The 583-nt window shown below is 42.9% G+C and carries 1 protein-coding gene; it reads left to right on the top strand.

Translation table 11 applies throughout. From position 1 onward, the window contains the following. Positions 1 to 391, top strand: a 391-nt coding sequence (gene hemH / locus R7093_RS26755; protein ID WP_318147217.1) for a ferrochelatase, incomplete at its 5' end; no start/stop codon positions are given. Positions 392 to 583: the final 192 nt, after the last annotated feature.

Here is a 583-nt window from a genome sequence, read left to right as displayed (position 1 = left end):
TTCATATCACGGTATTCCTAAACGTTATGCAGACAATGGCGACATTTATCCTCAGCATTGTGAAGCGACCACTCGCTTGCTTGGTGAGGCGCTTGGTTTATCATCGGATCAGATTGGTATGGCTTATCAGTCTCGTTTTGGCCGAGAAGAGTGGCTACAGCCTTACACTGATAAAACATTGGAAACCATCACCAGTAAAGGCGTGAAGAAAATTGATATCATGACTCCTGCATTTTCATCTGATTGTTTAGAAACGTTGGAAGAAATTGCGGGAGAGAACAAAGAGATCTTTATGGAAGCGGGTGGTGAGCAGTTCCACTATATTCCATGCCTTAATGACGATGACATGCATATCGATATGATGGCAGAACTAGTACGCAGCAAGCTGTAGAGCTTTGGTATTCTGCACCGAATGAATACTAAAAAGGGTCGCGATTGCGACCCTTTTTAGTAACTTTGAAACCATGTTAAGCAACTTGTGTTTGTTGCTCTTCAATTTGTTCTGCAGTGCTGTGAGTGTTTTCTGCACCGTGCATCCAACGAACAAGCGTGTTCGAGAATAACATTAGAATCACACCACTGA

The sequence above is a fragment of the Vibrio sp. 1580 genome (assembly GCF_033340055.1).
The sequence above is the reverse complement of the archived record's forward strand: the minus strand, read 5'-3'. Positions and strand labels throughout refer to the sequence as shown.